This is a genomic window from Methanobrevibacter sp., assembly GCF_017539065.1.
Lineage (GTDB): Archaea > Methanobacteriota > Methanobacteria > Methanobacteriales > Methanobacteriaceae > Methanocatella.
In genome coordinates this window covers 132,842-158,559 of the sequence record NZ_JAFYHP010000031.1, presented here as the reverse complement: position 1 = coordinate 158,559, position 25,718 = coordinate 132,842, and the positions used below count along the sequence as shown (strand labels likewise).

General features: G+C 34.5%; 25 protein-coding genes. 20 read left to right on the top strand and 5 right to left on the bottom strand.

Features of this window, described 5'->3' with window-relative positions:
- Positions 1–3: 3 nt before the first annotated feature.
- From IKS50_RS09125 to IKS50_RS09115, 3 genes are read left to right on the top strand one after another with little or no spacing between them, the layout of a single operon-like run.
- Positions 4–96: a TOBE domain-containing protein gene (locus IKS50_RS09125; protein ID WP_394357530.1), complete on the top strand. Its 93-nt coding sequence runs from the start codon at positions 4–6 to the stop codon at positions 94–96.
- Between the two features lie 30 nt (positions 97–126).
- Positions 127–333, top strand: coding sequence for a molybdopterin-binding protein (locus IKS50_RS09120; RefSeq protein WP_292848784.1), 207 nt, complete (start codon positions 127–129; stop codon positions 331–333).
- A 15-nt stretch (positions 334–348) separates the two neighbouring features.
- The gene (locus IKS50_RS09115; protein ID WP_292848781.1) at positions 349–555 is read left to right on the top strand and encodes a molybdopterin-binding protein; all 207 of its coding nucleotides are present in this window, start codon (positions 349–351) and stop codon (positions 553–555) included.
- A 2-nt stretch (positions 556–557) separates the two neighbouring features.
- Here the strand turns inward: IKS50_RS09115 and IKS50_RS09110 are convergent, their stop codons facing one another.
- From IKS50_RS09110 to IKS50_RS09095, 4 genes are read right to left on the bottom strand one after another with little or no spacing between them, the layout of a single operon-like run.
- Positions 558–698 (bottom strand): hypothetical protein, encoded by a 141-nt coding sequence (locus IKS50_RS09110; protein ID WP_292848778.1) that lies wholly within the window; start codon positions 696–698, stop codon positions 558–560.
- Positions 699–700: 2 nt separating this feature from the next.
- On the bottom strand, positions 701–1,138 hold the full coding sequence (locus IKS50_RS09105; RefSeq protein WP_292848775.1) for a molybdenum cofactor biosynthesis protein MoaE: 438 nt from the start codon (positions 1,136–1,138) through the stop codon (positions 701–703).
- Between the two features lie 48 nt (positions 1,139–1,186).
- A complete protein-coding gene (locus tag IKS50_RS09100) occupies positions 1,187–1,720 on the bottom strand; it encodes a nicotinamide-nucleotide adenylyltransferase (protein WP_292848772.1) in 534 nt (177 codons plus the stop codon).
- A 4-nt stretch (positions 1,721–1,724) separates the two neighbouring features.
- On the bottom strand, positions 1,725–2,435 hold the full coding sequence (locus IKS50_RS09095; RefSeq protein ID WP_292848769.1) for a hypothetical protein: 711 nt from the start codon (positions 2,433–2,435) through the stop codon (positions 1,725–1,727).
- A gap of 93 nt (positions 2,436–2,528) precedes the next feature.
- Between IKS50_RS09095 and IKS50_RS09090 the strand changes: the two genes are divergently transcribed.
- The 12 genes from IKS50_RS09090 (at position 2,529) to IKS50_RS09035 (ending at position 18,948) form a co-directional block, all read left to right on the top strand.
- On the top strand, positions 2,529–3,194 hold the full coding sequence (locus IKS50_RS09090; RefSeq protein ID WP_292848766.1) for a hypothetical protein: 666 nt from the start codon (positions 2,529–2,531) through the stop codon (positions 3,192–3,194).
- Entirely contained in the window at positions 3,195–3,725 is a 531-nt protein-coding gene (locus IKS50_RS09085; protein ID WP_292848763.1) for a DUF367 family protein, read from the top strand.
- 257 nt (positions 3,726–3,982) lie between these two features.
- Complete coding sequence (locus IKS50_RS09080; protein ID WP_292848760.1) at positions 3,983–8,212, top strand: hypothetical protein; 4,230 nt, start codon at positions 3,983–3,985, stop codon at positions 8,210–8,212.
- A 28-nt stretch (positions 8,213–8,240) separates the two neighbouring features.
- Positions 8,241–10,328, top strand: coding sequence for a SpaA isopeptide-forming pilin-related protein (locus tag IKS50_RS09075; RefSeq protein ID WP_292848758.1), 2,088 nt, complete (start codon positions 8,241–8,243; stop codon positions 10,326–10,328).
- A gap of 12 nt (positions 10,329–10,340) precedes the next feature.
- Positions 10,341–12,398 carry a hypothetical protein gene (locus IKS50_RS09070; protein WP_292848755.1) on the top strand — a complete coding sequence of 686 codons (2,058 nt, stop codon included), beginning with the start codon at positions 10,341–10,343 and terminating at the stop codon, positions 12,396–12,398.
- 117 nt (positions 12,399–12,515) lie between these two features.
- Positions 12,516–13,502 (top strand): toll/interleukin-1 receptor domain-containing protein, encoded by a 987-nt coding sequence (locus IKS50_RS09065; RefSeq protein WP_292848752.1) that lies wholly within the window; start codon positions 12,516–12,518, stop codon positions 13,500–13,502.
- 14 nt (positions 13,503–13,516) lie between these two features.
- On the top strand, positions 13,517–14,374 hold the full coding sequence (locus IKS50_RS09060; protein ID WP_292848749.1) for a toll/interleukin-1 receptor domain-containing protein: 858 nt from the start codon (positions 13,517–13,519) through the stop codon (positions 14,372–14,374).
- Between the two features lie 15 nt (positions 14,375–14,389).
- Positions 14,390–15,103: a hypothetical protein gene (locus IKS50_RS09055; protein WP_292848746.1), complete on the top strand. Its 714-nt coding sequence runs from the start codon at positions 14,390–14,392 to the stop codon at positions 15,101–15,103.
- A 199-nt stretch (positions 15,104–15,302) separates the two neighbouring features.
- On the top strand, positions 15,303–15,449 hold the full coding sequence (locus IKS50_RS09050; RefSeq protein WP_292793602.1) for a 50S ribosomal protein L40e: 147 nt from the start codon (positions 15,303–15,305) through the stop codon (positions 15,447–15,449).
- A 79-nt stretch (positions 15,450–15,528) separates the two neighbouring features.
- Positions 15,529–16,281, top strand: coding sequence for a geranylgeranylglyceryl/heptaprenylglyceryl phosphate synthase (locus IKS50_RS09045; protein ID WP_292848743.1), 753 nt, complete (start codon positions 15,529–15,531; stop codon positions 16,279–16,281).
- 97 nt (positions 16,282–16,378) lie between these two features.
- Positions 16,379–17,452, top strand: coding sequence for a DNA double-strand break repair nuclease NurA (locus IKS50_RS09040; RefSeq protein WP_292848740.1), 1,074 nt, complete (start codon positions 16,379–16,381; stop codon positions 17,450–17,452).
- The gene (locus IKS50_RS09035) at positions 17,446–18,948 is read left to right on the top strand and encodes an ATP-binding protein (RefSeq protein WP_292848737.1); all 1,503 of its coding nucleotides are present in this window, start codon (positions 17,446–17,448) and stop codon (positions 18,946–18,948) included. The genes IKS50_RS09040 and IKS50_RS09035 overlap by 7 nt, the downstream gene beginning before the upstream one ends.
- A 63-nt stretch (positions 18,949–19,011) precedes the next feature.
- Here IKS50_RS09035 and IKS50_RS09030 read toward each other — a convergent pair whose 3' ends face one another.
- Positions 19,012–19,854 carry a PfkB family carbohydrate kinase gene (locus IKS50_RS09030; protein ID WP_292848733.1) on the bottom strand — a complete coding sequence of 281 codons (843 nt, stop codon included), beginning with the start codon at positions 19,852–19,854 and terminating at the stop codon, positions 19,012–19,014.
- A gap of 303 nt (positions 19,855–20,157) precedes the next feature.
- Here IKS50_RS09030 and IKS50_RS09025 point away from each other — a divergent pair, with 303 nt between their 5' ends.
- The 5 genes from IKS50_RS09025 to mch all read left to right on the top strand — a co-directional run bounded on the left by IKS50_RS09025 (position 20,158) and on the right by mch (position 25,643).
- Positions 20,158–20,628, top strand: a complete 471-nt coding sequence (locus IKS50_RS09025) for an MGMT family protein (RefSeq protein WP_292848730.1) — start codon at positions 20,158–20,160, stop codon at positions 20,626–20,628.
- Between the two features lie 11 nt (positions 20,629–20,639).
- On the top strand, positions 20,640–22,196 hold the full coding sequence (locus IKS50_RS09020; RefSeq protein ID WP_292848727.1) for a ClC family H(+)/Cl(-) exchange transporter: 1,557 nt from the start codon (positions 20,640–20,642) through the stop codon (positions 22,194–22,196).
- The gene (locus IKS50_RS09015) at positions 22,197–22,697 is read left to right on the top strand and encodes a nitroreductase family protein (protein WP_292848724.1); all 501 of its coding nucleotides are present in this window, start codon (positions 22,197–22,199) and stop codon (positions 22,695–22,697) included. It begins immediately after the preceding gene.
- Between the two features lie 78 nt (positions 22,698–22,775).
- The gene (locus IKS50_RS09010; protein WP_292848721.1) at positions 22,776–24,602 is read left to right on the top strand and encodes a BspA family leucine-rich repeat surface protein; all 1,827 of its coding nucleotides are present in this window, start codon (positions 22,776–22,778) and stop codon (positions 24,600–24,602) included.
- A gap of 69 nt (positions 24,603–24,671) precedes the next feature.
- Positions 24,672–25,643: a methenyltetrahydromethanopterin cyclohydrolase gene (gene mch, locus IKS50_RS09005; RefSeq protein WP_292848718.1), complete on the top strand. Its 972-nt coding sequence runs from the start codon at positions 24,672–24,674 to the stop codon at positions 25,641–25,643.
- Positions 25,644–25,718 lie beyond the last annotated feature (75 nt).

Here is a 25,718-nt window from a genome sequence, read left to right as displayed (position 1 = left end):
GTTATCACTAAAGAGTCTGCTGAAAAATTAGGTTTAGCTGAAGGCGATGACGTAACTGCAATCATCAAATCAACCGAAGTTATTATAGGTAAATAGATATAATTATTATTTAAGGAGGATATTAAAATGAAACTTAGTGCAAGAAATCAATTAAACGGTAAAATTACAAATGTCGAACTCGGAGCTGTTATGGCAAACATCAAAATCGAAATTTCAGAACCTAACACAATTACAGCTGTTATCACTAAAGAGTCTGCTGAAAAATTAGGTTTAGCTGAAGGCGATGACGTAACTGCAATCATCAAATCAACCGAAGTAATCATAGGAAAATAAATACGGAGTGATAGAATGCAACTTAGTGGAAGAAACCAATTACAAGGTAAAATCACAAGTGTCAATCTTGGCGCTGTTATGGCTAACATCAAAATCGAAGTAACCGAACCTAATGTTATCACTGCAGTAATTACTAAAGAGTCTGCTGAAAAATTAGGTTTAGCTGAAGGTGATGATGTAACCGCTATTATCAAATCTACTGAAGTGATTATAGGTAAATAGGACTAATATCCTATTAACCCTAATAATATTAAAACTATTAAAACAATCACACCAGCTTTTAAAAGTGTTTTTAAATTTTTTATAATTGCATAAATAACTAAAAATAATATAATTAGTCTTAAAATAAACATGAAGGTTATCATATCTATCCTCCTGCGAGGATAGTTTTAGTGCCTTCTTTTGATATTTCTTCTTTTTTAAATTCAACTTCATATTTGACGGTTTCAATAACTTCTTTTAATGCGTCAAGTGTCTCTTGTCTGTGATTTCCAAGCACAGCCACTAAAAATAACATATCTCCGGTGTAGAACTCACCAATGTAGTGAACAACTGAGATTTCATGAACGTTATATTTGATTTTTGCATTTTCAACAATTTTTTCAATTTCGCTTTGAGTTTTTTCCCTGTCAGGGGTTGTTAAGATCAACTTTTCCAGGTTCATGTTTTCTTCTTTTCCACGAACTATGCCTTCAAATGTGAATATTGCACCTGAATAATCTACTTTGCTGCTTTTTTTCAATTCAGCTATTAAATCGGCGGTTGTTATTTTATCTTCTTTTGCTTCGATAACTCTTACTGTCATATTATAATCTCCTAATTTAAAATGGGACGTTATAGTATATAACTATTGTTATATATCACTAACTTCTTTTTTGGATAAATTTTTAATTCGCTCAATACCATTTATCTCTCTAATCAACTCGACTGTAGCATTAGGCACTAAGTGTTGCCAAGGCTCATCGTTAATTATGCGGCGCCTAACCTCAGTACCTGATAGGTGAAGGCGGTCATAAAGAGGAGGTTGCCTTACTTCATAACCCTCTTCGCAGAATAATTGTTTAACCAATGGATTTCCTGAATAAACAATGTCAAATGGCGGAGTTAACATTTTAACATGTGAAGGCCAAATTGCATTGAAATTAATGTCCTGCATTGGGATAATATAATATCTTGATGGGTCAACTTCTATTTCAGCCAAAGCCTGATTCATCATCACCAGCCTTTCGCCTGCAGTAAATGGATCTTTTATCTCATGGCTTAACTGAGCACTGCCAATACCGATGATGATTTCATCCACTTCGGTTAAAATCTGTTTGATAACTTCCATATGTCCATTATGAACGGGCTGCATACGGCCAATTAGAATTCCACGGATTTTTTCCATAATATCACACTTCTATTCCATCCAAACTCCTGATTAGATTCACTGCAGTTTGATGTTTCTGATTAATCGGATCTGTAATTGAAGTTTCCATAAGAAAAGTATTGAGACCTTTATCGGCTATAGGCATTGTAACCTTTTCAGGACTGGTACCCTCATCAAACTGGAAATTTACAAGATTAACGTCATTCGCTATTTTTGTAATATACCTGTCGATGTCATCGGTTCTGTTCGATAAGCTAAATATGAAATTGGAATATTCATACTCCGGATTTATCTCATGAACATCGACAACTAAAAATGGGTCGTCTTTAACAATATTCGGAACAACGAACTTGTTCGCCAGCTCTTCACCGGCGGCTCTTGTTTCGTCATGTGAAGTGAGGCTAGGAATGGTTTTGATGTAGTAGATCACATACCTTTTACTTAAATCCTTAGTTCCGTTCTCTGAGGTGATGTTGTAGATTGTCTTGTTGACCTCTTCATGGATTTCATGTTCCCTTGGGTGAACTCCAAGGATGATGCCGACAGTTTCATTTGAAGATGGATTTCCTGCTATAATCTTGTAGACAGTTCCATTCGCATTGCTTCCGACTGTGGTTACATTATAGACATTGTCTGGACCTTTTGTAACTTCGCTGATAATAATCGCCAAATTGAATATTACGACTATTACCAAAATAATGAGCAATATTTCATATTTTAATTTTTTATTCATAGAAATAACCTATTTAAATATCTGCAAAAACTTATATTAAACACTTTTTACTAAACAGTATTATATAACTCAGAATTAAAGGAGTATTATTCAATGGAAAATAAGAATATTATTATAATTTTGGTAGCAATCATTGCAGTCATTGCGATTGCAGGAGGCATATTGGCTTCTGGAATATTAAATGGAGAAAGTAAAGCGCCAACTGAAACTACTCCATTTGAAACAGAATTCATGGACGGTAGCTTTGTTGGAAAAGTCAAATTAGCAAATGACGATGAAGCTTATATGCGCTCATATGTGGATAAAGAAAATAAAATAACATATAATATCTCAACAGTCGACGATTCAGACGCTTTAATGGACATATACTATATTCAAGGAGTCATGAATCCGGAAAAACGTACCATCAACGGCAACGATTGGAATATTTACTTTACCCAAGCGGTTGAAGGAAACGATACAGCATCCGATGACAACACAATGAACATTATCATTTGCCAATCACAAGGTGAAAAACAAGGATATTTAATATATTCCATTTTTGATGCTAAATCCAAAGTCAATGGAACAACCGTATATGGTGATGCTTATAAGGATTATATTGAGCCTTTGCTCAATAGCATAACTTTAAAAGAAAGCAGTGATGTTCCTAAAATCAATGAGGAATTCGGTTTAACCGAAGATCAGTTTGCACAGCAAATGGAATTAATTAAAGAGTACAAATCCGGTAATACATCCGCATTGGAAGGATATGTCTAGATGAAAATTACGGTTTTTCATGCAAATGAGTGCGACAAGAAAAAATGCACAGCCATTAAATTGGCAAAAATGGGGAAATGCAGATTAGTTGACAATATAAACAAGATTCCCTCAGGTGCAATAGTTCTCAATCCATATGCCGAAAAAGCCGTATCATATGAAGACTACCGTTATGTGCAAAGGAGAGGAATTGTGGGACTTGACTGCTCATGGAATGAAGTGTCAAGTTCTAAAAAATTCTTTGCTCTGTCAAAATACCATCGCTCATTGCCTTTTTTGATTGCAACAAATCCCGTAAACTACGGCAAGGCATGCATCCTGTCAACAGTTGAGGCAATCAGTGCCACACTTTATATAACTCGTTTTAAGGATGAAGCCATTGATTTGATGAACGGTTATAAGTGGGGCCATACGTTCCTTGAATTGAACCACGATTTGCTTGAAGCCTACAGCGAGGCGGATACAAGCGCTGAAGTGGTACAGGTTCAAAATGCCTTTCTGGCCGAAAAGGGCATCAATTCAGAAAGCTAATTTTCTTTTTTTTAGATTAAATTATCAATACAATTAAACTAGAATTCAATCCAAGAAATACTATCAGTTTAATAGAGAAAATGATTTTCTTTTTTCTTTTTTCAGTGAAAATTTTATAGATTTTTTAATATAAATACATATATACTTCATTAAATCATAATATTATTATATATAATAATAAATTTCAAATTGTAAAATTTATTATATATGCGGGGGTTTTATTTATTTTAAACAAAAAGCATTTGATGCTAGTGCTTATGGTGTGTCTGGTAGCAACATTGACGATTTCTTCGGCAAGCGCTAGTGATTTAAATGAAAGTGATATATCAACTTTTGATAATGAAATTACGGAAAATATTGAATCTATTTCAATCAGTGATGATACTGTTGAGCTGGAAGCAAATAACAATGCGGAAGTTTTATCCAATACTTATTATCCGAATAACTTCTCAGAGATTAAATCTTCTATATCAAGCGCTAGTGATGGAGACACTATTATTCTAAATGGTTATTACTCTTTTTCAGATCTTATTTCTGTTGGAAAATCAGTAGAAATTATTGGAATTAACAATCCAATAGTTGATGGTCTAAATTCTGTGAAATTATTTGATGTATCCTCTTCTGTAACTGGTGGGGTAACATTTAAAGGCATAACATTTGTTAATGCTAAATCTATGTATGCTGGTGCTTGTTATGGAGGTTCTTTTATAAATTGTACTTTTATTAATAATACTGCCACTTATGGTGGTGGTGCATTAACTTGTCCTAAAATGGTAATTAATTGTACTTTTATTAATAATTCCGGTCCTAGGGGTGATGCCATTTACTTTGATAATGATTATTCTGAAAACATTGGTTCTGTTGAGAACTGTACTTTTATTAACAATTCTGGGAGTTCGGAGGGAACTATTTATTATTCTCGTTGTTATGGAAATCACATTATAAATTGTCGTTTTACAGGTAATTCTGCAAATGGGGCTGTAATTTCATTCAATGCTATTTCTAATGATTTTTATATTGTTAATTGTTCGTTTATTAGTAATTCTATAGTTAAAGGTAAAATTATTAAGTTTTCGTATGGTAATGGTAATGGCTCTGCTGTGAATTGTACTTTTAGTGATAATATTAATTGTCCTTTGTCTGATTGTTCTGTAGTGAATTGTACTTTTAGTGATAATATTAATTGTCCTTTGTCTGATTGTTCTGTACTGGGCTGTAATTTTAGTGATAATATCAATTGTCATTTGTATGATTGTTCTGTAGTGAATTGTTCTTTTATCGGTAATTCTGATGAAAGTGGTGGTGCATTGTATTATACGAAAACAGCTATCAATTGTATTTTTATTAATAATTCTGCTAGCAGTAACGGCGGAGCTATTTCCGGTCCTGGCTCTTGCCCAATCAATTGTACTTTTATTAATAATACTGCTACTTATGGTGGTGCTATAGAAGGTGGTGGATGTAGCGCAGTGAATTGCACTTTTATTAATAATTATGCTACTGTAGATGGTGGTGCAATGGCAGGAACTTGCAATAACAATAATTTTTTATTGAATTGTATTTTTATTGATAATCATGCAGATGGAAAGGGAGGTGCAGCTCAAACAGGATATGGGCTCAATGTTACAAATTGTACTTTTATTAATAATTCTGCAGATAAGGGGGGTGTATTTTATTGGACATGTGATAGTACCCAATATCTAAACATCACTTCCTGCAATTTTACAGGTAACTCTGCAAATCAGGGAGGTATATTATACTTTGAGAATGGTAAATATCTAAATATTGAGAATAGTATTTTTGAAAATTCCGGTGATGATAGTTATTTAAAGTTAAGGTCTACTGGAATTATATATAATGTCACAGACTGCATTTTCGACATTGCTCCTAACAATATAAACTTTTATTACAATTCCCATCTTAAAGTCAATGATTTAGTACTTTTTATAGGTCAGGACGGCTTTTTAGTTGCCAATCTCTCTGATGTTAGAGGGCCGTTATCAAATAAAAACGTTATTTTCACAATAAACGGTCAAAATCATACTTTTAAAACAGATTCAAATGGTATCTATCAATTCAATATTCGCAATTACCTGACCAATGAAGGAAATTATACAATAACCTCCACATATCTTGGAGATGACATGAATTTCCCTGTTTCGACAAAATCCAACGTCATCATATCACAAATTTTAGATTCATTTTTAGTTGTTGATGATATATCATTCTATATGGGAAGTGATGGATTTTTGGTTGCCAATCTGTCTGATTTGCGAGGTCCTTTGGCCAATAAGGACATCATATTTAAAATAAACGGCACAAATCATGTCAAATCCACTGATAGTAATGGTTTGGCTTCAATAAATGTGGCTGATTATTTGGGTATGGCCGGGGAATATGTTGTTGGTGTCAGTTTTTCAGGCGATGAGTATGACAAGTCTGCTTCAAAAAACATAACAGTTAACATAAATAGATATGATTCTGAATTGACTCACAATGACTTAACCATTTATGTCGGTAGTGACGGATTTTTGGTTGCCAATCTGTCTGATTTGCGAGGTCCTTTGACCAATAAGAAAATCATCTTTAAGATTAACAACATTGATCATGTAAATTACACTGATGCAAGCGGTTCAGCAACAATCAACGTGGCTGATTATTTGAATCAGGCTGGTGAATATGTTGTTGGTGTCAGTTTTTCAGGCGATGAGTATGACAAGTCCGTTTCAAAAAACGCCACAGTCAAAATAAATAAATACAATCCCGATTTGAATTTCAATGATAACCGGATATTTTATTCAGGCATTAACGGATACTTGGTTGCCACATTAACAGACCTTCGCGGTGCGATAGCTTATAAGCCAGTAACATTTAATGTAAATAATGCCTCATATAACATTACAACAGACTCACAAGGCCAGGCCAAGTTCAACGTTAAGGATTACTTGAAAAATGCTGGCAATTACACTATAACCGTTGCTTTTGCAGGTGATGATTCTACAAAGCCTATTTCACGGAATGTTGTGATTCAGATTAATAACTACAAGGGATTTTTGACCATTCAGCAAGAGGGATATTTTTATAATCATAGTCGCCTTATATTCAAACTTGTGGATTTGAATACCAATCAGCCTGTTTCAGATGTTTTAATAAACCTTCAGTTTTCAAACAGACAAAACGTTAACGTAACTACAAATGACGAGGGAATTGCTCGCTATAATGTTGATTTTGTTCCGGGTTCATATAATGTTTATGCAAAGGTAATCGGTGAAAGCAGTGAAGTGAATGATGAACAACTTGATTTTTATATTTCAACATTATACGGAAAAATCTCATTGACACAGGTAAATGGCAATACTTTAAATATAAAACTATTCAATTCCAATACCGGAGAACTTTTCACCAATGTTAAAGTAACTCTCAGATTCGATGATTTGGATCCTATTGAACTGGTTACTAACAATAAGGGCATTGCAACATATGTCATGCCATTTGCACCTGGAATCTACTCAGTTTTAGTCGCTGCAAACGGCCAATATATGGATTTTGAAGCGGTTATGCAAAACATTGAAATTTCAGACGGCAATTCGAATAATAAAATTGATTCTAAAATTACATTATCTCCGATTACATTTACTTATGGAGGTTCCGGCTCAACCGTAGTGTCAATTATTGGAGGAACAATTAAAAGTAGCGGAATCAGTGTTGACAATCATCCTGAAATAAAACCAAGGTTTGAAGGCAATAAAATCATTGTCTCAGGATTGGGTGTAGGCACTTATACCTTGCGCGTTACAACCACTCCGTTTGAAAACTATTATTCAGTAACTGAAACTACTACCATTACAGTTAATAAGATTTCCGCTGTTGTTAAGGCTTCTAAAATCACAGTTGCACTTAAAAAAGGCACTTTGTGGAAAATTACAATCATTAACTCAAAAACAGGAAAACCAATAAGTGGTTTGAAATTAACATTAAAAGTTTACACAGGTAAAAATTATAAAACTGCCTCTGTTACCACAAATTCCAAAGGAGTGGCAAGCTATCAAACTAAAAGCTTATCTAAAGGCACTCATAAAGTGGTTGTAAGTACAAATCATGCTGGATATAAGTTGAATCCATTCTATTCTTCAATTAAAGTCATTAAACAAACTGCAGTGAAATTCAAACTTCAAAAGAGAACAAATGATAAAAACGGAGCATTGGTATCTTATATAGTAATGAATAAAAAAACCAAAAAAGGAATAAATGGAGTGAAAATTAAATTATTGATTTACACAGGTAAAAATGTTAAAACTGTTACATTAAAATCTAAGAAAAGCGGAAAATACAATGGAGCAATGGGTTTTGCAACAAATGAACTTTCAGTTGGAAAGCACAAGGTCGTTATTATGCCGGCCAGTATCAAATATGGAGGATCTGCAAAGACATCCATGATAATCAAGAAGGCAGCCAAAAAACGACAACTCTATTCCCACAAGCTTTAAAATTATATTATGAATGGGAGATTTGCAAATGAACAAAAAAATAATATTGCTTTTATTTCTATTGATATGCATATGTTCAATATCACATGCAAGCGCAGCAGATGATTGTGATGTCACGTCCTGCGACAATTCAAGTGATATTGAAGCTCAAAGCATAGATGAAATTAATGTTATGGATGAATCTGACTTAATTGAAGATTCAAATGATGAAATTGGTGATGTGAATCCCGAATATCGGGATATTCAAGACCAGATAGATGAAGCAGAAGAGGGAGCGACAATTACTCTTGAGGGAAATTATACCTGCGATTATCTGATTAATATCAATAAATCTGTTAAAATTGTCGGCCTTGGCGATGGAGCGGTTCTGAGATATAACGGATCCAATCCGCTTGAGACTCCATTCTTTTGCGTCAATGCTTCAAAAGTCGTTATAAGCAACATCAAATTCATTGGAAGCGTATTTGCATTTGGAGGAGCAATAACTTGGTTGGGAGATGAAGGATCCCTAGAAAATTGTGAATTTACAGACAACTCTGCTGTACGTGATTATGCCATTGGCGGAGCTCTTCTAATGTCCGGTAACTATTGTAATGTAACCAATTGTACATTCACAAATAACCGTGCAAAATACGGAGGAGCTATCTTATGGAATGGTACTTCAGGAATCATACGCAATAGCGTATTTAGAGACAATATTGCTGAAGACTCAGAAAGTAATGCTTATGGCGGAGCATTGGTTATATATGAACAATGCAATTGCAGTGTGATAAATTCTACTTTCGTCAATAACAAGTGCAGTGACTATGGTGGTGCAATTGCCATATTGGATACAACTGAAAATATCAGGATAGTTGATTGTGAATTTAGGGACAATTCTATTGACAATAGCTATTTTAATCCTGACAAACCTCAAGGTGGAGGAGCAATATTTACTGCAACAGATTTCATAACAATAATCGATAATTGTACCTTCATAGACAATAAAGCCGAAAACGGTTGGGGAGGAGCTGTCAGTCTGTCTGGAAATGACTCTCTTATAAATTCATTTTTCAAAGGCAATAAGGCTAAAATAGGAAATGATATAGTATATGGTGAAAACATAACCTCAAACACTTTCGTACTTGATTATGGTGAAACCGAACACGATGCAATAGCCGTAAATGAAAAGGAATTTTATAAGATATTGGAAAACAACATTTTCAACAAGACCAAGGCAAATTCCAGCGTTACCTTCAGTGCAGGTATGATTTTTGAATATGGAGCAACAGGTTCCATTTATGTTACTGTTGACGGTGGAACAATTCAACAGAAAAACATTGTTGTCCTGAAGCATCCAGAAGCAAAGATTACCTTTGCAAACAATGTATTGACTGTTTCCAATCTTGCAGTAGGCACCTATACATTGCGTGTAACCACCACTCCCGATGAAAACCATACAGCTGTTGACGGTGATTTGAGAGTCACTGTTAACAAGGCAAGGGCGGTCATCAAGGCTTCCAAATTGACTGTTGCATTAAAAAGCGGTGCCGTATGGACAATTAAGATTGTTGATTCAAGAAACAACAATCCGATTGCAAATATGAAAGTCACTTTAAAGGTTTATACAGGCAGCAAATATAAGACTGTAACTCTTACAACAAATTCCAAAGGCGAAGCATCATATAAAACAAAAGATTTAACCAAAGGCACACATAAGATTGTTGTTAGCGCATCACATGCAGGATACAATCTAAATCCGGTTACTTCATCCATTACAGTTGTAAAGCAGACTGCCTTGAAATTCAAGCTTCACAAAAAAGTAGATAATAAAAAAGGATCTTTACGATCATACCTTGTATTGAACAAAAAGAATAAAGGAATCAATGGCGTTAAAATCAAATGTTTAATCTACACCGGCAATAAATACAAGACTTATGCCCTAAAATCCAAGAAAATCAAAGATGGAAAAGTGGTTTACAAAGGCGCAATTGGTTTTTCAACCAATGATTTTTCAGCCGGTAAGCATAAGGTTGTTCTAATGCCATCCAGCATCAAATATAAAGGATCTGTAACAACCTATATTAAAATCAAAAAGGCTGCTACAAAAGGTCCGAAATTCTTCCGTAAAGTTTAATGAGGAATAGAAATGAATAAGAAAATTGTATTGTTGTTTCTTATCGTTTTGAGCATTTTCGTAATGTCGAATGTAAGTGCAGCCGATATTGATGCTCAAATGATGGAAAATACCAATGAGGATATTGCTGATGTGTCAATAAGTGATGAATCGCTAAACGGCAACCAAAATGATGTTGTCTTGAATGAGATTCGTCATGTTAATTCAGGACAGAGCATTCAAGAGGCGATTGATTCGGCCAATGACGGAGATACAATCATACTCAATGGAACCTTCGAATTAGAAAGCGAAGTTAAAATTAATAAGACACTCAACATCACCGGCGAAGGTGATGGGGCAAGCATAAAATATTATGCCTTTGCGTTAAGTAAAAAAAGGTTATTCAACATTGACTCCAGTACTTCCAATGTTGTTTTAAATAATTTGAAGTTCATTGAAGCCAATTATAATGGTTTTGGAGGAGCTGTCCTTTTTGAGGGCGATAACGGCATAATAAACAACTGTGTATTTGATAGAAATATTGCTGGCGGCAGTTATTCCGGTGCAGTATTGGTGACCGGCCAGAACTGTAATATAACCAACTGCGTTTTCAAGGCCAATCGCGCTGACCAGTATGGCGGAGCAGTTGTGATTGATGGGGATAATTCAAATGTAATAAACTGTACTTTCAATGACAATCGTGCTGACCAGTATGGTGGAGCTGTCGTATTGGGAGGTCTTCATTCCAGTGTAATTGGTTGCACTTTCGAAAACAATTATGCTGTAGGGTCAAAAGGAGGCGCAATTGTTGTAAGGGGCAGTGAAAACAGGATTTACAATTGCAGATTTGATAAGAATTACGTTTCAAACTCTTTAAATAGTACTTCTGATGTCGGCGGAGGAGCGATTTATTGTGATTGTGAGAATTTAGAAATTAATGGATGTAATTTCACTGACAATTACGCTAACAATTCCAATGGGGGAGCTATTAGTTTGGGAAGAAATAATATTGTTAACGGCTCATTCTTTAAAGGAAACACTGCAATTTTAGGAAACGATATTTACAGTGGTTCTCGTTCAAATGTAATGTCAAATTATTTCATTCTGGACTATGGTGAAACTCAAGGCCAAGCGATTTACGGAAGTCAATTAATAATTTCACAGGACAACACTTTCAACAGAACCAAAATCAACTCCAGTGTCACTTTCAGTGCAGGTATGATTTTTGAATACGCAGCATCCGGTTCAATTTACGTCACTGTTAAAGGAGGAACAATCCAACAGAAAAACATTGCCGTTTTGAATCATCCGGAAGCAAAAATCACATTTGCAAATAATGTATTGACTGTTTCTAATTTAGCTGTCGGAATCTATACATTGCGTGTAACCACAACTCCTGATGAAAACCACACAGCAGTTGACAGTGATTTAAGAATCACAGTTAAAAAGGCTACCGCTGTTATTAAGGCTTCCAAATTGACTGTTGCATTAAAAAGCGCTGCCGCATGGACAATCAAGATTGTTGATCCAAGAAACAACAATCCGATTGCAAACATGAAAGTCACTTTAAAGGTCTACACAGGCAAAAAATATAAAACACTGACACTTTATACCAATTCCAAAGGCGAGGTTTCCTATAAAACAAAGTCCCTGGCCAAAGGAACCCATAAGATTGTTGTCAGCGCTTCACATAAGGGATATACCCTTAACAGTTTAAAGTCTTCCATTACTGTTGTAAAGCAAACTGTACTGAAATATAAGCTTCAATCAAGAGTAAACGATAAGGGAGGGTCTTTGCTTTCCTACATTGTCTTGAACAAAAAGACCAAAAAAGGAGTAAACGGCGTAAAAATTAAATGTTTGATTTATACAGGCAAAAAATACAAGACATATGTCCTCAAGACCAAAAAGATTAAAGGTAAAAAGGAAACCTATAACGGTGCTGTCGGATTTGCAACCAACAGTTTTTCCGCTGGAAAGCATAAGGTTAAGCTGATGCCGTATAGCATCAAATATAAGGGGTCTGTTACATCATGCATCAAACTCAAGAAGAGCGCTGTAAAAGGACCAAAATATTTCCGTAAAGTTTAAGGGAATAAATCTTTATTTATTCCTCCCTATTTTTTTTAAATAAATCATACCTATCCATTATTATATATATTAAAAAAATATAATATCTTATTATAAGCATGTTTAAATGGTGAAGTCATGAATCATGATGTTTTTATTAGTTATTCGTCTCAAAACAAGGAGTTTGCAGATGAGGTCTGTGAAAACTTGGAGAATAACGGTATTGGCTGCTGGATTGCACCTAGAAATATTAAACCGGGCACTAATTATGCTGATGAGATAATGAAGGGTTTAAATGCAGCTAAAATTATTGTTTTAGTGTTTTCGAAAGAGGCACATGAATCCAAGTATGTGACAGGGGAGATACACACGGCTTTCAGTACCAACAAGCGTATTGTTTCTTTAAAAGTTGATGAGATGCTTCCCGAACGGGATATGAAATTCTATTTGAAAAACACCCAATGGATAGATGCTTCTCCTGAAGCCCTTGAAGATGAGAATAAAACACTTCAAAGCTGCTATGATCAGGTGGTTGTGACAGTTAAAAATATTCTGGCCCATTGGGACTTGGACGGGCAATGCATAAAATGCCATAGGATGTTTAAGAAATCTGAAGAGTTCAAAAACAAGGAAGCTTATCAGGAATACAATTCATCAGGCCTTTGTCAGAAATGTCAGGATGAAGGAGGAGTTCACTATGATCCTCCGGGCATTTGGAAAAGATACAAATTGCCTATCATTGCAGCAGTTCTTGTTTTAATAGTGGCCGTTTCAGGCTTCATGATACTTAACGGAAATGACGAATCTAGCGATGTAAATGAAACTGCAATCAGCATTGGCTATGTTGGTATAGACGATTACGGTGATAATAATTACGTTTACTCTGTATTTGGAACAGTTTCTCAGAATTTGACCGATTCTAAGGATGTTGTCCACATTGATTACTACGATGCATCCGGCAAGGTGATTGACAGCAGCGACACCAAGGTAAGCGACATTGAAGGAAATACCTTAGGCTCTATCGAAGTCGACAATAAGGACACCGCCAAGGTTTCAGTGGAACTGAGGGATGCAAACGATAAGGTAATATACAGTGAAGAAAGCGATAATATACTTGAAGAATGAATGGTGGGTTATTGATGGCTCATGATGTGTATATCTGTTATGATGAAAGAGATTTAGATGTGGCAAAGGATGTTTGTGACACTTTGGAAAAGAGTAGGCTGCGCTGTTGGATGAAAAACAGGGATGCCCGTGTAACTACCTCAGTTACCGAAATAACTGAAGCTATTGAAAAGTCCAAGGTTATGGTTTTGCTTTACTCAAAAAATTCCAAACAGTCCAACTTCGTTAACAATGAAGTAGACACCGCATTTGAGATTGATAAGAAAATATTGGTGTATCAAATTGATGATTCTAAAATAGAGGGTGGTTTGGAATTCTTTTTAAGGAACAAACCTAGGATAGAAGCCTATCCTAATCCTGAAGATAAATTTGACATATTGGTTAAGGACACTAGGGAATTAGCAAAGGGAACTGTTATAGATGCCATTAAACAACGCAAAAAACTAATACTTCTTGGAGCTGTTGTTCTTGTGCTTCTTGTTGGAGTCATCGGTTTCATGGCATTTAACGGTGATACCGGAGATTCAGGTGCCACACAGATGAAGGCAGGTGATGTCAAGCTGGAAATCACTGACTTTAAGGTAGATGATGTTAGAAAACAGAAAACTGACTGGAACTACTCCTATACCGTAGAGGGAACAATTTCACCGACCCCTTCACCGGGAGACAAGTGTGTGATTGTGGTTGACTTCTATGATCAGTCCGGCAGTTTGGTTGAGTCAAAAGAAACTGCATTTGAAAATGCTCAGGTTGTAAGTTCAGGATATCTGTTCGGTTCTACAGTATCCGATTCTAATAACATTAAGGCGGTTGATGTGCAACTGATTAATAAGAACAACATCATACTTGCGCAGGACGATTCTCAGATTTAATAGGGGATGGATATTATGGATAAAAAGAAAATCATTATAATTGTTGCCATAATTGCGGTAATTGCTATTATTGGAGCTTATTTCGTATTTAATGATTCCCATGTTGGAACCGCCAAGCAAAAGACAATTCTTTTAAGCAAATCTGCATATATGCAGGTTCCGGATACTAAAAACGTTACCAACAAAGTGGATAAGGATGGAGTTTTCCATTATAAGAATAAGGACTCAGATATAAATATTACAAGCTGTTCAAATCTATCCGCTGCATCAAGTGAAAAAGAGTTGAAGAAACTCAAGAATGATGTTGCAACCGGAGCGAAAAAATTGAAGGAAGATAATGTTGTAATATATGAAAAGGATGGAGTCTATTCAGTATTTGTTAAAAATACTCAATATAATGACACCCTATTGATACAATCTTCCGATAAAAATCTTTTATTGCAATGTTGGGAAAGTGTAAAATACCACGATCCTAGTGTAAAAATTAAAATCAACGACACTGGCAGTTCACCTGGTTCAGGCAATGTAATTGATGTTGTTGAAAAAACACAATCTGCTGTTCAATCCAGTTCATCAAGTACTAGTTCATCCAGTTCCTCTTCCTCTGATTATTCAAGTGGAGGATACAGTGATTTTGGATTCAGTTCTTCCTCTTCAAGTAGTCGTGGAAGTTCAAGCAAAGCTAGTGGATCTGGTAAAGGCGGATACAGTGACTTCGGTTTCGATTGAATATGGCTGTTGAATACAAAGATTTTAGGTCCAATCCTAAAATCTCATTTTTTAATTTTTTTAGAAGTTGATTTTTCCTTATTTTAACTCATTTTAACTAAACATTTAAATACTATTAATTTAAAATAATTAATTAATAGTTATGTATTCATAACAGTTTATTATTATTGATTTTCACGATTATAAGGAGGAATTATTAATGGCAAGATTTGAAGAAGCAGAAAACAGAATGTTTAACATCAAAATCTGCTTAAAATGTAACGCTCGTAACCCTGCTGGTGCTACAACTTGCAGAAAATGCGGTTACAAAGGTTTAAGATTTAAAGCAAAAGAACAAAGAGGATAATTATATTCTCTTTAACTTAACTATTTTTTTTATAAAACATTAAATATTATTTTTGACAAAACTATTTTTAGGTATTCATATGAAAGACGTTGAAAATTATATTAGGGATATTTTAAAAACAAGAAAACTTCATTTTACATTAATTGACCCTGATGAACAAACCCCTGAAGAAGCCTTAGAAATAGCAACACAAGCTATTGAAGGAGGCAGTGATGGAATAATGATTGGTGGATCAACAGTAAATGGAGATGATGTTGATAAGACATGTAAAATTTTATCTGAAAACATTGCAGTGCCTGTTATCATTTTCCCAGGAAACACAAGCAGTGTAAGTAAATATGCTGATGCTATATTTTACATGAGTTATGTGAATTCTAGAAATCCTCACTGGATTAATGGCGCACAAGCCATTGCAGCACCTGCTGTTAAAGCTTCAGGTATGGAAATCCTACCTATGCATTATATGGTAGTTGCACCTGGAGGTACTGTCGGATGGGTTGGAGATGCTAATTTAGTTCCTAGAAACAAACCTAAAATAGCTGCTGTTTATGCGATGTCTGCTGAATTGTTCGGCATTAAATTCTTCTATCTTGAAGCAGGTTCAGGTGTTCCAGAACCGGTGCCTCCTGAAATGGTCGCTTACTCTAAAAAAGCCGCACCTAAAAACATTTTAGTAGTCGGTGGAGGAATCCGTGATGGAAAAGCAGCTTATATGGCAGCGAAAGCCGGTGGAGACATCATTGTAACCGGTACAGTTGTAGAAGAAGTTGAAGACATCAAAGCTAAAATCCAAGAAATTACTGGAGCTGTAATGAAAGCTTCACTTGAGTAGTTCATCTACTCAACCTTTATCTTTTTTTAAAATACTTTTCAAATGCTCTTTAATCTTATTTATATAATATTAAGATTATACTTAAAACTGTGATATTATGTTAAATTCATTATATGAAAAAGCCATCGCTAAAAGAGGATTTATCAAAGATATTACTTCCGAATCAGATATTGATTCGCAACTTGAATACAAATGGTTTGACAGACAAATTGATGAAAGCAAGAGTGACTTTTCAATTGCAGCCGGTGACGGCAGTTTCAATAAAAGGAAATTCCTAACCACTAATTTCTGTGCAGTTGGAGCTGAATCAATAATTTATGACGGGGAGATTAAAAAGATAGATGATTCGGATATTTTTGATATTTCCCATGTAACATTTCTTGATGAACTTTTAAGTAATTATATGGCAATATATGAGTTAAAATGTGCATTAAGAGCAATTAAAGAGTATGATGTTGAGTATTATATGATAGACGGGTCTATTCTTGGGGATTTGCAAAATGCGTTTCCAAGGGGATCCAAAATGCCATCAAAACTTAAGGAAAATCTAGATGAATCTCTTTTAGCGGAGTTTGAAAGGAGATTAAGCGTTAAAAAATATGGTTTGGTATTTCCAGAAATCAGAGATTCTCTAAAATTAGTGGAATTGCCAAAACAAGAAAATTCAAATAAACTGGAGGAATATAATCTTCATCTAGCTTCTATTGAAAAATTCCTTCTTTTAAAAGAGATTTTACAATATAAAAAAAGAATCATTTCAATTTCCAAGACTTCGTCAGACAATGAGTTGTTCCATTGGAATATTCCTGATATTGCATTTCTCGACAAGTTCACCGATAAACAGGGAATGACCATAATCAAGGAAAGGAAAGTTCATGAAAAAGCTTCATTTCCATTTGGCAATGATTTCTTTAAAAGTCTCATATTCACTGTATTCTATGTGCGTTTACAGGACAATAAGAATGTTTTGAAAGTGGAATTGCCATATAAAGCAACAAAAGAGGAAGTTTTTGAGATTATTCGGAAAATAAATGTATTGGCTGTTCAGGGTTATCCTTATCTTTTAAACAAGGCACATAATGATGTTGTGATAACCGATAAGAACATGAAAGAATTGATGAAAATAGCTAGGATTTACGAGTCAACAAACAGGGAAGTGATGTCATGGTAGTTGGAATCTGCGTAGGAGAAACTAATTTAAGCGAAGTAACATTCATTTCAAACAAAATGCCACAAGTTGGTCAATATGTAACAATTGAATATGATGGAAAAAAGGTATTGGGAATGGTCGAAAACCTGGTCCGTGGAAACGATGCACTGAATATTGATGTAAATGACTTTAAAGCAATTCAAAAAATATCAAAAATCGGTGCGGAAGATAACTACATCAGAGGAAAAGTAAAAATTCTCGGTGATGTAAATGATGACTTAAGGCTTCCAAGAACTCCCGTACTTCCCGGAACAGAAATCAAACTGGCGGATGCTGAAATATTAAAAGACATATTTAAGGTTGCAAATCCTATTAAGCTAGGAACCCTTGTAAATCAAAGTGATGTTGATGTTAATGTTGATGCTAATCCGATCTTGTCAAGGCACCTTGCAATTCTTGCAATGACAGGTGCAGGTAAATCAAATACAGTTTCTGTGTTGATAGACCAACTATTAAGCTATAATGTGCCTGTATTTGTATTTGATATGCACGGCGAGTACAAAGATGCAGATTTCCCGAATGGCAATGTTAATGTAATTAAGCCAAGAATCAATCCGAAATACATGACATTTCATGAAATTAAAAAGTTAGTCAACATTCCAAGCAACGCATACCTGCAAGAACGCTACTTTAGAAAAGCATTTAAAGAAGCCAGAAAACAAATCGAAGATGGTGTGGCTAGCGAAAACAACTTCCTGCAATTGATGTATAATATCTTAGAGAAGGAATCACTTGATGAGGAATCAGACAAAAGGATAGTTGATGTAATGAACAAGATTGATGATTCAATGGATAAATACTCAAACCTGTTCGACCAGTACACAGGAAACATCTTGTCCAGTATTAAAAAATCACATGTTAATGTCTTAGATTTAAGTCAAGTTGATGAGTCAGTTGCAAGCGTCCTTGTAAGTCATATCTTGAGAAATTCACTTAAAAGGTCTAAAAAAGCAGCTAATGAAGGAAATAAAGAAAAATTATTGGATAATTCTGTATTTTATATATTGGAGGAAGCCCATATTCTTGCTCCAAATAAACGGGATAGCGATTCCAAGCACTGGATTCAAAGAGTTGCAAGGGAAGGGCGTAAGTTCGGTTTAGGCCTTTGTTTGGTAAGCCAATCTCCAAAGACAGTTGACCACGATGCATTATCACAAATGAACAATATGATAATCCTAAGGCTAGTCGAGCCGGAAGACCAAAGGCATGTGCAGTCAGCTAGTGAAAGTTTATCTCAGGATTTAATTAATCAATTGCCTTCTTTAAATGTTGGGGAAGCTATTGTATTGGGTCTAATGACAAGAGTTCCAACACTTGTTAAGATTGATAAATTCCAAGGCCGCAGACACGGTGATGACATGGATATCATCTCCCACTTTAAGGATTCATTAAAAAAAGAAGCTGAAGAGATTCAAAAACAGGAAGATGATTTATTAGACATGGGATATGATTATTAATCAGATAAAATAAGTAAAATAAGGTTGTTAATTAATATTAACAACTAAATCTTTTTTTTAAAATTATTCTAATAATTCCTGGATATCCGGAATTACTTTTTCAAATTTAACCCCATAGGTATGGGTTGGGTCATCAATTGTTTCTTCTATTGCTCTTTTGGTAAATTCTCCAGCAATTTTTGCAGCAGAAGAAGGTGATTTGCCATTCAATGTTGCTCCCACAAACGCTGAAGCAAAGACATCTCCGGTTCCATGAGAAGCGTAATCTACCTTGTCATTGTAAACGAATTCCGCATTGGAAGGGTCATCTTTGTCCAGAACAATCATTCCTAATTTGCCTTCAGCATGATTGTCTCCTTTTAAGATGACTGTTTTTTTAGTGAATGCAGCAAGTTCATTTGCCATTTCTAACATTTCTTCTTTTGAAAAGTCAGGTTTCCAAGGTTTATGCAATAAATAACATGCTTCAGTTGTGTTTGGAAGAACGAAATCGCCTATTTTACAAAGTTCGCCCATTGTATCTGCGAAGTCTTGGTCAAATCCATTATAAAATTCTCCATTGTCCGCCATAGCAGGATCAACAAAGACAAGTCCATCAGGTTTCAATCTTGAATCTATGATGTCTTTTATGTATTCAAACTGTTCTATTGAACCTATAAATCCTGTATATATTGCATCAAAATATATTCCTTCTTTTTCCCAATGTTCATTGATACCAGGCAAATCTTCTGTTAAGTCTCTAACTGTATATCCTGAAAATCCTGAAGTATGGGTAGATAGGATAGCGGAAGGTATTATTGCGGTTTCTATTCCAAAAGCGGAAACTATAGGTAATGCAACGGTTATTGAGCATTGTCCATAGCATGAAATATCTTGAATAGTTAAAATTTTTTTAGTTTCTGTCATTTTTTTCTCCATCTATTTTTTATTTAGTTAACATATGTTATTTCCAATATATTTGTTGAAATGAATTGCTATTTATACTTTTTGTATATATTTTCCATTTTTCCGAGGAAATTGTTATAATGATACTTTTTTGTACATTATACCAATCGAATGCAACTTTTTGAGCAATGCTGAATTTTAAACCGAATACTAAGTGAAGGAATTGGATTTTTTTAAGATGAATCAATCTTCCTAAACAGTTTTGATTATAGATATTTTTAAATAGTCATTAGTTAAAAAGTAGTTTACATTCTAGGTGATACCATGGCTCGCAAAACTTTCAATGAAAAATTACAAGACTCTAAAGACATGCCGAAAATAGTTGTTATTGAAGATGACAAATCAATTGAAAGATATGGTGGAAAAAACATGTTGATTGCTCCACCTATTGAATATAATGACACAATTGCCAAAATCCCAGAAGGTAAGCTATTGACTATCAAAGAAATTAGGGAATTTCTAGCTAAAAAATATGAAGCGGATTTCACATGTCCGATGACTGCGGGAATATTCATTAGTTTGTCTGCCCAAGCAAGTGACGAACGTGAAAATGATAAAATTCCATTTTGGAGATGTCTTAAAACTGATGGGGAATTAAATCCAAAATATCCCGGCGGAATTGATTATCAAAAAGAGCTGCTTGAAAAGGAAGGTCATGAAATATACACTAAAGGCCGAAAAAATATTCGCTATTTTGTAAAGGATTTTGATAAAAATTTATATGAATTAGTATAAAATTAATAATAATGAAAAATCTTGAAAAAACACTAAAATCTGTAAGCGAAAATCCCAAATACATTTTTCGCTTAACAATCCAGGGCATATTAGTAGGCATATTCGCCGGATTAATGGTTTGCTTATATCGTTTTTTACTTTTAGGTTCAGAAAGTGTTTTAAGAGATTATCTAGTTATAATACATGGAAATATAGTTTATATTATCTTATTTTTCATAGTTCTGGCTATTATGGGCCTTTTAATTGATTGGTTAACTAAATGGGAAGTTGACTCTGCAGGAAGTGGAATACCTCAGGTTTACGCTGAGGTAAAAGGCCACATGGAAGCTAATTGGGCAAAAGTATTGTTTTCAAAAATTGCTGCCGGAGTCCTCACCGCTTTAGGAGGACTGTCTCTGGGTCCTGAAGGGCCGTCCGTTCAAATAGGAGGTATGGCGGGCAAAGGTATTGCCAAATTATTTAAAGGATCAAAAACTGATGAGCTAAGATTAATTTTAGTAGGTTCTGCAGTAGGTATTACTGCGGCATTCAATGCTCCATTGGCTGGAGTTATCTTTGTTTTTGAAGAAATAAATCATGGATTTGATAAAACGTTAGTTTTCATCGCGTTAGTTTCAGCAATTGTTTCTGATTTTATTTCTAAAATAATATTCGGCCAATCAACAATATTAAATTTCCCAGTACTTAATATCCCACTTGAATCTTACTGGATTTTAATTGTTCTTGGAATATGCATCGGCTTTTTAGGTTATGTTTATAATATAGGGATGATTAAATCAAGTGATTTTATGAATAATCTTAAGATTCCTTCATGGCTAAAATTTGTATTGGTATTTATGGTTTCTGGAGTAGTGGCATTGCTGATACCTGAAATCAGCGATGGAGGGCACTTCATGATGGATATGTTGGATGTAGCTATTCCATCACTCGGGGTATTAGTATTATTGTTAGTTTTAAAATACCTCTTTTCAATGTTTTCATTCTCATCAGGAGCTCCGGGAGGCATATTCTTGCCTATTCTGGTATTGGGTGCTTATATCGGAGCAGTATTCGGTTCAATCGTTGTTCCTGTATTTGGATGGCAACATGATTTGATTTATAGATTTGTCATTATTTCAATGGCAGGATTTTTCGCAGCGACTGTCAGATCTCCAATCACAGGAATTGTTTTACTGGCTGAAATGTCTGGTTCAACAGAATCACTTGTAGCAATGGTCATTGTATCTTTAATAGCTTATGTGGTTCCAACTTTACTTGGAAATGAACCGATTTATGAGTCATTATATGATAGGTTATTGTTAACTAAAAATCAGGAATATGTTAAAAAACCTTCAAAGCATGTTTTATCTGAATATATAGTGCCTTTAGATTGTAATTATATAAATCTTAAAATTAAAGATATTCCTTTCCCAAAAAATGCCATTGTTGTGTCTGTAATTAGAAACGGAAAGTATATAATTCCAACTGAAGATTTTAAAATAAATTATTCTGATCAAATCCAAATTTTATCTGATAGGAATGATTACCCATTCGTACGTGAGGAAATTGAAGAGTTATTCGGTGGTTAAATGAGTCTGGTGTTCAAAAGAAAAAGTGTACGCAAGTATACTGATGAGAAAGTTCCTGATGATGTGATTGAAAACTTACTTAAAGCAGGTATGCAGGCGCCTTCAGCGTGCAATCAGCAAGCATGGGAGTTTATTGTTGTCACTAATGAAGAAGACAAAAAAGCAATTTCAGAAATGCATAAATTTGCAACACCTGCAGCTAACGCATCCCATTTGATTGTTACTTTGGGGAATTTGAATAAAGCGAAAGCTTATAGAATGATAGAGCAGGATCTTGGTGCCTGCAACGAAAATATTCTGCTTCAAGCCACTCATGAAGGGTTGGGTGCAGTGTGGTTGGGTTTTCATCCGGTCGAAGACCGTACCTTAAAACTAAAAGAGTATCTGGATATTCCGGATTATTGTATACCATTTTCTGTGATTTGTGTGGGGTATCCTGCCCATGAAATCCCGGTTAAACTTCGATATGACGAGTCAAAAGTTCATTTTGATAGATTTTAGGAAGTATGTATAATTTTATAAGCTAATGTAAAAATTATATACTTAATATAACAAATTATTAATTGAAGAGGACTTAACATGGCTAGAATTTATTTGAATGATTTTGAACATCTAAACACTACTACTGAGAGTATCTATGAATTACGCGAGTTTGATGTTCTTATTATATTAACTAACGGTACTAACTTAACCAACTGGGATGATGTTGAAAATCGTGAGGATATTCAATATATAAGTGAAGATCTATTTGGTAAAACTCATCTAGCCGGCAGATATAAAGGTTTGAAAAATCTTAAGGCCATCGTTACTTTTGGTGTTGGGAATGTCGCATCAACACGAGACATGTTTTCCGGATGCGAATCATTAGTTGATATTTCTTCTTTGGGCAAATGGGATGTTTCCCGCGTAAATGATGTCAGTAATATGTTTAAAGGATGTGCGAGCCTGGAGAATATTTCCCCGTTATCCAATTGGAATATGTCTGGCGTCATTAACATGTCTTGCATGTTTATGGGTTGCAGTTCCATAGAGGATGTTTCCCCATTGGCTGATTGGGATGTAAGCAATGTAGATGATATGCATTATTTATTCTCTGATTGTAGAAGCATTAGAGATATTTCACCTTTAAAGAATTGGGATGTAAGCAATGTAAAGGATATGGGTTGTTTATTCCAGTTTTGTACATCACTGGAGAATATTTCAGCTTTAAAGAATTGGAATTTAACCAATGTCTTCAATGTCACTGCTTTTTTCAGGGGTTGTGTAAGTCTAAAGGATATTTCTGCAGTATCCAATTGGGATTTAAGCACTATGACTCGCAATAAAAGTCTTTTATCTGTATTTTCTTATTGTACTTCTCTTAAAAATATTTCTCCTTTAAAATCATGGGATATGTCTAACATTAATAGGATTTCAGGGCTTTTTGAAGGTTGCAGTTTGATTAAAAATCTTTCAGCTTTAAAGGACTGGGACGTGTCCAATATCACTTCCTTCGAATTCTTGTTTAAGAATTGCAGTTCCCTGACAAATATTTCCGCTCTGGAAGCATGGGACATTTCAAATGTTCGTTCTTTAAAAAGCATGTTTAACGGATGTGAATTATTAACGGATATTTCAGATTTAAAATCCTGGAATGTTGGTGATATCAGATCAATGGAAGGAATGTTTAAGAATTGCGATTCATTGGTTGATGTTTCAAGTTTAAATGATTGGAAAGTAGCTGATGATGCTAATATAACTTCTCTTTTTGATTATTGTGAATTAATAGAAGATTATCCGCTTTGGTTTAAAATTAGAGTATTGAAAGATAACGATTATAATCCTGAAATTCGCCTGAAAATCATTCAGGACCTAGATGAATCGTTTTTCAAAAAGTATGATTTAAATGGTTTTGACGATATCACTCAATTATTTATAGCTCAAAATTCAACTGACCAATCATTTTTGGCTTATATTGTTGACAGGTCAAAAATTAGGCCTGTTCAAGAAATTACATTGGACAGCATCACTGATGAAAATGTATTGACAGATATTGCAATACATGACCATAATTATGATATTTCACCATCTGAAACTCCTTCAAATGGTTTAAATTATAAATTCTATTTCTATAATCGTGAAAATGCCTTATTAAAAATTAAGAATAGGGATTTGCTCATTAAAATAGCTAAAGAAAGTCAATATATGCCGGACAATATGAATTATATGGTGGAATATATTGATACCGAAGAAGAATGGATTGACATTGTTTTAAACTCAAAATCTCATGATGTCCGTTTATTTGCTTTTGATATTCTGGAATCTGAAGATGCATTTCAAAGAATCATCGATGAATCAAGTGATGAAGAGATTTTAGCCAAAGCTCAAGAAAAAATCAATGTCGAGGAAAATCTTAGTCAAGCTTAAATAATAATAACAATATAATTTTACATAATAACTTAAGATATTAAGTTAAATTTTTTAGAGGTTAAAACTATGGTAAGTGTAAACGTAGAAGCTAAAAAAACCGTAGATGTAATGATTGAAAAAGCAGATGAATTAAACATCGCTGTTGCAACTTTAGATAATGGTGCTACTGTTATTGACTGTGGTGTTAATGTAGACGGAAGTTTTAAAGCAGGAGAACTTTATACTAAAGTTTGTCTTGGTGGACTTGCAGATGTTGGAATTTCAATTCCTGGAGATTTATCTGAAAAATTCGCACTTCCTTCAGTAAAAATCAAAACTGACTCACCTTCAATTTCAACATTAGGTTCTCAAAAAGCAGGTTGGTCTGTATCAGTTGGAGATTTCTTTGCATTAGGTTCTGGACCTGCAAGAGCAATCGCATTAAAGCCAGCTGAAACCTATGAAGAAATTGGCTACGAAGACAAAGATGCTGATTTAGCTATTTTAACTTTAGAAGCTGATGTTTTACCAGGTGACGAAGTTGCTCAATACATTGCTGATGAATGTGATGTTGATGTTAAAAATGTTTACTTGCTTGTAGCTCCTACTTCTTCCCTTGTTGGATCTATCCAAATTTCCGGAAGAGTTGTTGAAAACGGAACTTACAAAATGTTAGAATTTATTAAGTTTGATGTAACCAAAGTAAAACACGCTGCTGGTATTGCACCAATCGCACCGGTTGACCCAGATGGACTTAAAGCTATGGGTAAAACTAACGATGCTGTTTTATTCGGTGGAAGAACTTACTACTATGTAGAATCTGAAGAAGGAGATGACATTGCTAACGTAGCAGCTCAATTACCATCCTCTGCTGCTGATGGATATGGTAAACCATTCTTCGACGTATTTAAAGAAGCAGGATTTGACTTCTACCAAATCGATAAAGGAATGTTTGCTCCTGCAGAAGTTGTCATTAATGACTTAACTACTGGTAAAATTTATAAAGAAGGATTTGTCAACGCTGAATTGCTTAAAAAATCCTTTGGTGTAGACGAATAGATCTATTCTATTCCTTTTTTTCTTTTTTTAATATTTTCATATAATTATTTTTAAAGTATTATTAATAGATAATGC

Excerpts from the sequence above, each read along its gene's own strand:
- IKS50_RS09065 (WP_292848752.1), top strand. The coding sequence starts at position 12,516 with ATGAATCATGATGTTTTTATTAGTTATTCGTCTCAAAACAAGGAGTTT.
- IKS50_RS09035 (WP_292848737.1), top strand. The coding sequence starts at position 17,446 with ATGGTAGTTGGAATCTGCGTAGGAGAAACTAATTTAAGCGAAGTAACA.
- IKS50_RS09025 (WP_292848730.1), top strand. The coding sequence starts at position 20,158 with ATGGCTCGCAAAACTTTCAATGAAAAATTACAAGACTCTAAAGACATG.
- IKS50_RS09115 (WP_292848781.1), top strand. The coding sequence starts at position 349 with ATGCAACTTAGTGGAAGAAACCAATTACAAGGTAAAATCACAAGTGTC.
- mch (WP_292848718.1), top strand. The coding sequence starts at position 24,672 with ATGGTAAGTGTAAACGTAGAAGCTAAAAAAACCGTAGATGTAATGATT.
- IKS50_RS09050 (WP_292793602.1), top strand. The coding sequence starts at position 15,303 with ATGGCAAGATTTGAAGAAGCAGAAAACAGAATGTTTAACATCAAAATC.
- IKS50_RS09030 (WP_292848733.1), bottom strand. The coding sequence starts at position 19,854 with ATGACAGAAACTAAAAAAATTTTAACTATTCAAGATATTTCATGCTAT.
- IKS50_RS09075 (WP_292848758.1), top strand. The coding sequence starts at position 8,241 with ATGAACAAAAAAATAATATTGCTTTTATTTCTATTGATATGCATATGT.
- IKS50_RS09090 (WP_292848766.1), top strand. The coding sequence starts at position 2,529 with ATGGAAAATAAGAATATTATTATAATTTTGGTAGCAATCATTGCAGTC.
- IKS50_RS09015 (WP_292848724.1), top strand. The coding sequence starts at position 22,197 with ATGAGTCTGGTGTTCAAAAGAAAAAGTGTACGCAAGTATACTGATGAG.
- IKS50_RS09120 (WP_292848784.1), top strand. The coding sequence starts at position 127 with ATGAAACTTAGTGCAAGAAATCAATTAAACGGTAAAATTACAAATGTC.
- IKS50_RS09085 (WP_292848763.1), top strand. The coding sequence starts at position 3,195 with ATGAAAATTACGGTTTTTCATGCAAATGAGTGCGACAAGAAAAAATGC.
- IKS50_RS09070 (WP_292848755.1), top strand. The coding sequence starts at position 10,341 with ATGAATAAGAAAATTGTATTGTTGTTTCTTATCGTTTTGAGCATTTTC.
- IKS50_RS09055 (WP_292848746.1), top strand. The coding sequence starts at position 14,390 with ATGGATAAAAAGAAAATCATTATAATTGTTGCCATAATTGCGGTAATT.
- IKS50_RS09040 (WP_292848740.1), top strand. The coding sequence starts at position 16,379 with ATGTTAAATTCATTATATGAAAAAGCCATCGCTAAAAGAGGATTTATC.
- IKS50_RS09010 (WP_292848721.1), top strand. The coding sequence starts at position 22,776 with ATGGCTAGAATTTATTTGAATGATTTTGAACATCTAAACACTACTACT.
- IKS50_RS09105 (WP_292848775.1), bottom strand. The coding sequence starts at position 1,138 with ATGACAGTAAGAGTTATCGAAGCAAAAGAAGATAAAATAACAACCGCC.
- IKS50_RS09110 (WP_292848778.1), bottom strand. The coding sequence starts at position 698 with ATGATAACCTTCATGTTTATTTTAAGACTAATTATATTATTTTTAGTT.
- IKS50_RS09095 (WP_292848769.1), bottom strand. The coding sequence starts at position 2,435 with ATGAATAAAAAATTAAAATATGAAATATTGCTCATTATTTTGGTAATA.
- IKS50_RS09045 (WP_292848743.1), top strand. The coding sequence starts at position 15,529 with ATGAAAGACGTTGAAAATTATATTAGGGATATTTTAAAAACAAGAAAA.
- IKS50_RS09100 (WP_292848772.1), bottom strand. The coding sequence starts at position 1,720 with ATGGAAAAAATCCGTGGAATTCTAATTGGCCGTATGCAGCCCGTTCAT.
- IKS50_RS09020 (WP_292848727.1), top strand. The coding sequence starts at position 20,640 with ATGAAAAATCTTGAAAAAACACTAAAATCTGTAAGCGAAAATCCCAAA.
- IKS50_RS09080 (WP_292848760.1), top strand. The coding sequence starts at position 3,983 with ATGGTGTGTCTGGTAGCAACATTGACGATTTCTTCGGCAAGCGCTAGT.
- IKS50_RS09060 (WP_292848749.1), top strand. The coding sequence starts at position 13,517 with ATGGCTCATGATGTGTATATCTGTTATGATGAAAGAGATTTAGATGTG.